The sequence below is a fragment of the Aeromonas sp. QDB56 genome (assembly GCF_027705505.1).
Taxonomy (GTDB): Bacteria; Pseudomonadota; Gammaproteobacteria; order Enterobacterales; family Aeromonadaceae; genus Aeromonas; species Aeromonas caviae.
This window is the reverse complement of record NZ_JAPDBZ010000179.1, coordinates 1-6,604: the sequence shown is the minus strand read 5'-3', so window position 1 is coordinate 6,604 and position 6,604 is coordinate 1. Positions and strand designations below refer to the sequence as shown.

The window sequence follows — 6,604 nt, the reverse complement described above, 5'->3', positions numbered from 1 at the left end:
GCATCATGCCTCCCTCATTTTTAGCCCTGATACTACGTGGACTGGAACTCAAATTCTCTTAAGTGAACAGCATTGCGATGATCGCGGGCTTTTTTTTGTGCCAAGGCCATTTGAAAAACAAATGCAAAGGGCCACATCATGGGATTAATAAATGCCCTGTTGCCCCGTCTCACCCCTTTCCCGGGGGGCTGGCACCCTGCCGACGGGGAAACCCGGTGCTGACTCCAGGGGCCGGATAGCGTATCCCGCAGGTTGCCGAACGAACCAACCGCCACACGGCAGAGGATGGCATCGCGCAGCCCGCGCCTTGGCCATGGCTGCATCGGCGCCAATCTCCACCCTCACCCCCGTCAGCGGCGGCCAGGGCCGCTGATACCCTCGCGGACAAGGTGAAGCGCCATCGCAGGCTGCCGAACGAGCCAACCGCCACGCGACAGAGGATGGCATCGTGCAGCCCGCGCCATGGCCATGGCGGCATCGGCGCCAATCCCCCCCTCACCCCCGTCAGCGGCGGCCAGGGCCGCTGATGCCCTCGCGGACAGGGTGAAGCGCCATTTGCCAGACAAATGCAAAGGGCGAGATCATGGGAAATCCAAATGACAGGCAAACAAAAAGCCCACCGCGATGCGGTGGCCTTGGTGCTTTCTTGCGAAAGATGGTGGAGCTACGCGGGATCGAACCGCGGACCTCTTGCATGCCATGCAAGCGCTCTCCCAGCTGAGCTATAACCCCAACTCACCTCGGCGCTACCAAAGTTATCTCTGGCAACGGAGGCGCATGATAGGCATCACCCGCTTTGCTGTCAACCCAAAATTCTCGCCCGCTGGAGCGTTTAGTCAAAATTCAGGCAGTTAGCTGTTTTTACCGCCAACCTCGTCGCTATGTCGCTGTTTTACGTCGCAAATCCGCTTGAGGCCAAAATACGAAGGGCCCCCGTCAGGGCAATGCTGTTCACTTAAGAGAATTTGAGTTCCAGTCCACGTAGTATCAGGGCTAAAAAATGAGGGAGGCATGATGCCTCCCTCTTTCTATTGCAAGCCACGCTGGATAAAGGCTGAAGGAACATCGACTGGAAACAGCCTTGCTCCCCCAACTCAAGTCGCATTTATGAATAATTAGTCAAAAATGTGCTTATCTGAACAGCATTGCCCCGTCAGGGAGCCCTTTTCATGCCATGGCCGATGTTTATTCAGCGGCCATGCGCGCTTCGATATACGCCAAAGCGCGATCTATACGGGCGAGGACCCACTCCTTGCCCACCAGCGCCATCACGGCGTCGATGGCAGGGGAGAGATTACCCCAGACCGGTGACGGCAATGTGCGGCGGCAAGCTTACTCGGCGGCCATGCGCGCTTCGATATACGCCAAAGCGCGGTCGATACGGGCGAGGACCCGCTCCTTGCCCACCAGCGCCATCACGGCATCGATGGCAGGAGACTGGCCCAGACCGGTGACGGCCACACGCAGCGGCATGCCGACCTTGCCCATGCCCTGACCCAGCTCGGCGGCGGTCGCTTCAATCAGCTCGTGCAGCGCCTCGGTGGTCCAGGTCTCCAGGGCCGCCAGCTTGGTCTTGGCCAGCGCCAGAGGCTCGGCAGCCACACCGCGCAGGTGCTTCTTGGCAGCGGCTTCGTCGATGGCTTCGTACTCTTCGAACAGGTAGCGGCTCTGGGCGGCCATCTCGACCAGGGTGTTGCAGCGCTCGGCCAGCAGGGTGACCACGTCGGCCAGCGCCGGGCCATTGCTGGTGTCGATCTGCTGGTGTTCCATGTGCCAGGCCAGATGCTTGGCCACATAGGCCGGATCCAGGCTGCGCATGTAGTGGTTGTTCAGCCACAAGAGCTTGTCGGTGTTGAAGGCAGAGGCGGACTTGGAGATGGCATCCAGGCTGAACAGCTTGATCATCTCGTCGAGGGTGAAGATCTCCTGATCCCCGTGGGACCAGCCCAGACGCACCAGATAGTTCAGCAGCGCTTCCGGCAGGTAACCGTCGTCGCGGTACTGCATGACGGAGACGGCGCCGTGGCGCTTGGAGAGCTTGGCGCCGTCGTCACCCAGGATCATGGAGACGTGGGCAAACTCCGGCACCGGCGCGTTCAGGGCCTTGTAGATGTTGATCTGGCGCGGGGTGTTGTTGATGTGGTCTTCCCCACGCACCACGTGGGTGATCTCCATGTCCCAGTCATCGACTACAACACAGAAGTTGTAGGTCGGCGCACCGTCGGTACGGCGAATGATCAGATCGTCCAGCTCGGTGTTGGCGAACTCGATGCGGCCACGGACGTGGTCATCGAACACCACGGAGCCTTCGGTCGGGTTGCGGAAGCGAATGACGTGGGGCGCATCGGCCGGGTGATCGTGGGCGCCATCCCGGCACTTGCCGTCATAGCGGGGCTTCTCGCCGTTGGCCATCTGGCCTTCACGCAGCGCTTCCAGACGCTCTTTGGAGCAGTAGCACTTGTAGGCGCGGCCGTCAGCCAGCATCTCGTCGATGAGGCCGTTGTAGCGATCGAAGCGCTTGGTCTGGTAGTAGGGGCCCTCATCCCAGTTCAGCTCCAGCCATTCCATGCCCTCAATGATGGCGTCGATGGCCTCCTGAGTGGAACGTTCCAGATCGGTATCCTCGATACGCAGCACAAACTCACCGCCCTGGTTCTTTGCAAACAACCAGGAATAGAGTGCGGTACGGGCACCGCCGACATGCAAAAAGCCGGTCGGGCTGGGAGCAAAACGGGTTTTGACTTTCATCTTTAAGCCTTGTGTAGAGGGCCTTGGGCCAATTCGTTAAAAAAACCGTCGCATTTTAGCACCGACAATGACGGATGGGAAAACCATGGCGAGGCAGAGGGGAAAATAGGGTCTATTCCCGCAAAAACCGCTGTTTTAGAGTGATGTCTCAGAATTTTCCCTTTTTTCCCGCTTAGCTAGGCGAGGTCGCTGGAGAGATCTCCCGCACAGCCGATACTTCAGTCACCCCGTCAACGAACCCTCAACGATACAAGGAACGCGCGATGCAGTTTCGTTCTATCCAGAATCGTATCCTGGTACTGGCCGGTGTCGCCATGACCACGGCCCTGGTCATCCTGATCCTGCTCAACCAGTATTCAGGCCGGCAGACCCAGCAGCTCACCATCGACTCCAGCCGCGCCGCCCTGCAACAGGAGGCGTGGCAGAAGGTGAGCGCCAACGCCCGTGCCGAGGCCGCCACCATCACCCAGCTGCTGCAAAAGGGGCTCTCCTACACCCAGCAGATGGCCAGCGTCTTCGCCCGCCAGCAGGAGGGCAAGCTGCCGCTGGATCGCCAGCAAGCCACCGATCTGCTCAAGGCCCAGCTTGCCCTGGAGCCTCAGCTCTATGGCGCCTTCGCGGGCTTCGAGCCCAACGGCTTCGACGGCCAGGACGAAAGCTTCGCGGGACAGGCAGCCCTTGGCAGCGACGACAAGGGGCGCTTCGTTCCCTACTTCTACCGCGACAAGGATCAGATCGGCAGCGATCTGCTGCTCTCCATCGAAAAGAGCGATCCGGACGAGTTCGGCAACCCGGCCAACGACTACTACGCCTGCCCGAAACGGGAGGGGCGCCCCTGCCTCATCGACCCCTTCAAGGTGGACATCAACGGCCAGCAGGTGCTGGTGAGCACCATCACCACCCCCATCCTGGTGGATGGCCAGTTCAAGGGCATCGCCGCGCTGGATCTGGCGGTGGACTCCATCAGCCGTCAGGCCCAGTCTCTCAACAGCAACATCTATGACGGCAAGGGGGAGACCCTGATCGTCAGCGCTGCCGGCGTCATCACCGGCACCAGCGGCGACGCCAGCCTGCTCGGCAGCCGCGCCGACAAGGTGCTCGGCAGCGGCTGGCAGCAGTACCTCAAACCGGACGTGCAGCGCCAGGAGCTCGACGATGCGTTTCGCATCTCGGTGCCCATCGCGGTGCCCGGCATGGCCCGCAACTGGGCCATCATCGTCACCCTGCCCTACAAGGTGGTGCTGGCGGGAGCGGACGAGCTGGCACGCCAGCTCACCGACATGAACCGCGCCGCCATGACCCAGCAGCTCATCGGTGCCCTCATCGTACTGGCGCTGGCCCTTGGCACCATGCTGGTCATTGCCCGCAGCATCACGGGCCCCATCCGCCAGATGGTCAGCCTGGTAGATGACATCGCCGACGGCGACGGGGATCTCACCAAGCGTCTGGAGAGCCGCTCCCGGGACGAGCTGGGGGCCCTGGCCCGGGGCATCAACCGCTTCATCGACAAGCTGCAGGCCCTGCTCGGGGATGTGCAGAAGACCGCGAGCGAGGTCCATCGCCACGCCGGGGAGACCGATCGCATCGCCGGCCAGACCGACAGCAACCTGCAGCATCATCAGGCCGAGATGGAGCAGATGCTGACCGCGGTACAGGAGATGTCCTACGTCAGCCAGGAGGTGGCCACCCACGCCAACAACACCGCCGACTCCGCCAAGCAGGCCCAGAGCGCGGCGGACGAGGGCAAGGTACGCTTCCAGCGGGTGATCCACTCCATGCACAAGGTGGCCGCCGAGGCGGGCAAGGGCGCCGAGGTGGTGGAAGGGCTGGCTCACGACAGCGAGCAGATCACCAGCATCCTCACCGTCATCCAGGGGATCGCCGATCAGACCAACCTGCTGGCGCTCAACGCCGCCATCGAGGCGGCCCGGGCCGGCGAGCAGGGGCGCGGTTTTGCGGTGGTGGCCGACGAGGTGCGCAAGCTGGCGGGCAACACCCAGCAGGCGGTGCAGAATACCCAGGAGCTGATCGACAAGATCCGCCACAGCTCCACCAACGCGGTCAACGCCATCCAGCAGAGCCAGCAGCTGACCCATCAGGCGGTGGGGGAAGCGGATCAGGCGGAGGCGGCCCTCGGCAGCATCTTCCAGGCCATCGCCACCATCAACGACATGACCTACCAGATCGCCTCCGCCGCCGAGGAGCAGAGCTCGGTTTCCGAGACTGTCTCCGGCAATCTGTCAAAAACCAGCGCACTGGCCAACGACATCGCCAGGGACGCCACCAGCACGGCCAACGCCAGCCAGGCCTTGCGTCAGGCGGCGGAACGTTTGCAGCAATTGTTGGGTCAGTTTCGTCTCAGCTGATAATTTTCATGCTCCGGACTCTCCCCCTCGGGGACGAGTCCGTTTACCATAGGCGGCATATTTGCCTGATGGCAGGCAATGTAGTGAGAGGTAAATGCCGTGCCCACCCCGGACCGTCGCCCACGTGGCCATAACAGACGAGCCCAGCAGCGTCGCCAAGACGAATCACAAGGAACCCTGCTCCAACGTATCAACGCGGCTACCCTGCCCCTGCGCCAGCGTCTCGGCCAGGGCATGAGTGGCCTGGGTCAGCGCAACAAGGAGCCGAAGGCGGCCTCGTTCAAGCTGGCAAGCCCCCTGCCCCGCAAACACACCATAGGGTTGCTGGTGCTGATCCCGCTCTGGCTGCTGGTGCTGGCCTGGGAGCCCGCCCCCGCCGCCCCGACCACGGCGCCGTCAGGCTCTCTGGCGGTCCCCCTGGCCGTGCCCGCCCAGGCCCTGACCGTCGGCAACGCCGGTGAGCCCCAGGCCGCCAAGCCCGTCGAGGAGAAAGTGGATGGCACCTGGTTGCAGCACGACGTGCAGGCCGGTGAAACCCTCTACTCCATCTTCCGCAAGTTCGAGTTGCCGGGGGCCGAGCTCAGCCGGCTCATCGCCATCGAAGGGCCGGACAGGCCGCTGACCCGGCTGCAGTCGGGCAAGTCGGTGTTCATCCTGGTGGACACCAGCCGCCGCATCCAGCGGGTCGAGGTCCGCTCTCTCGGTCTGGTCAGCTACCGCTACGACCGCCAGGGGGAAGGGTTCGCCCTCAAGGAATAAGGGGGCTCGACCACTTCCCCTTATGCAGACGGGAGGCCATGGCCTCCCGTTTTTTTTGATGTGAAGCATGAAACAAGCTGCTGACTTCACAATACTTTTAGCTCGCTCAAAAAATGAAAAGTGCCAAATTGACAAGGGATCGGGCTCCAGTACAATCGGTCAGGCTTTAGACAGGGATTGTGCTACATGCTACTGGGACAAAGAGACGTGGTCAGTCATGCTTCAACCCCTGACTTCCAGGCAAATGCTGCCCAACCAGGCTTAGTTTCATTTTGTTATAGATAGGACTTACCACATGTCTGACATTCGCACCGGCCAAGTAAAATGGTTCAACGAAACCAAGGGTTTTGGCTTCATCGAGCAATCCCAGGGACCGGACGTTTTCGTTCACTTCTCCTCCATCCAGAGCGCAGGTTTCAAGACCCTGGCTGAAGGTCAAAAAGTCCAGTTCACTGTGACCCAGGGCAAAAAAGGCCCTCAGGCCGAGAACGTCACCGTTATCTGAGCCAGCGCCAGTGAACCCGTAGGAGGAGCCATCGCCCCTCCTATTTTTTTGCCCGCGATTTCCCCTCCCCGATCGGCAGAGCTCTTGCCGGGCTTGCCATCCCCACCTGCAAGCCGTTTATGGCCGCCACCAGCCGCTATAAATTAAAATTACCTGATTACCCATGATTAGCAGTCAGTTACCACGAACTATACTGATCTTACGTACAGTTATCGAGGTGCGAGAT

The 6,604-nt window shown here is 61.2% G+C and carries 4 protein-coding genes, 1 tRNA gene and 1 pseudogene; 3 read left to right on the top strand and 3 right to left on the bottom strand.

The window, feature by feature from the left end; translation table 11 throughout:
* Positions 1-656 precede the first annotated feature (656 nt).
* The 3 genes and pseudogenes from OKB81_RS18720 to gltX all read right to left on the bottom strand — a co-directional run bounded on the left by OKB81_RS18720 (position 657) and on the right by gltX (position 2,748).
* A tRNA-Ala gene (locus OKB81_RS18720) sits at positions 657-732 on the bottom strand.
* Positions 733-1,185: 453 nt separating this feature from the next.
* Positions 1,186-1,321: pseudogene (locus tag OKB81_RS20885) on the bottom strand (glutamyl-tRNA synthetase); the annotation flags it as partial.
* An 11-nt stretch (positions 1,322-1,332) separates the two neighbouring features.
* Complete coding sequence (gene gltX / locus OKB81_RS18715) at positions 1,333-2,748, bottom strand: glutamate--tRNA ligase (protein WP_010675482.1); 1,416 nt, start codon at positions 2,746-2,748, stop codon at positions 1,333-1,335.
* Between the two features lie 263 nt (positions 2,749-3,011).
* Between gltX and OKB81_RS18710 the strand changes: the two genes are divergently transcribed.
* From OKB81_RS18710 to OKB81_RS18700, 3 genes are all read left to right on the top strand, one after another.
* Positions 3,012-5,114: a methyl-accepting chemotaxis protein gene (locus OKB81_RS18710; RefSeq protein ID WP_160839322.1), complete on the top strand. Its 2,103-nt coding sequence runs from the start codon at positions 3,012-3,014 to the stop codon at positions 5,112-5,114.
* A 99-nt stretch (positions 5,115-5,213) separates the two neighbouring features.
* Positions 5,214-5,873 carry a LysM-like peptidoglycan-binding domain-containing protein gene (locus OKB81_RS18705; protein WP_160839324.1) on the top strand — a complete coding sequence of 220 codons (660 nt, stop codon included), beginning with the start codon at positions 5,214-5,216 and terminating at the stop codon, positions 5,871-5,873.
* Positions 5,874-6,168: 295 nt separating this feature from the next.
* Positions 6,169-6,378 (top strand): cold-shock protein, encoded by a 210-nt coding sequence (locus tag OKB81_RS18700; RefSeq protein WP_005297820.1) that lies wholly within the window; start codon positions 6,169-6,171, stop codon positions 6,376-6,378.
* The last annotated feature ends 226 nt before the right edge of the window (positions 6,379-6,604 follow it).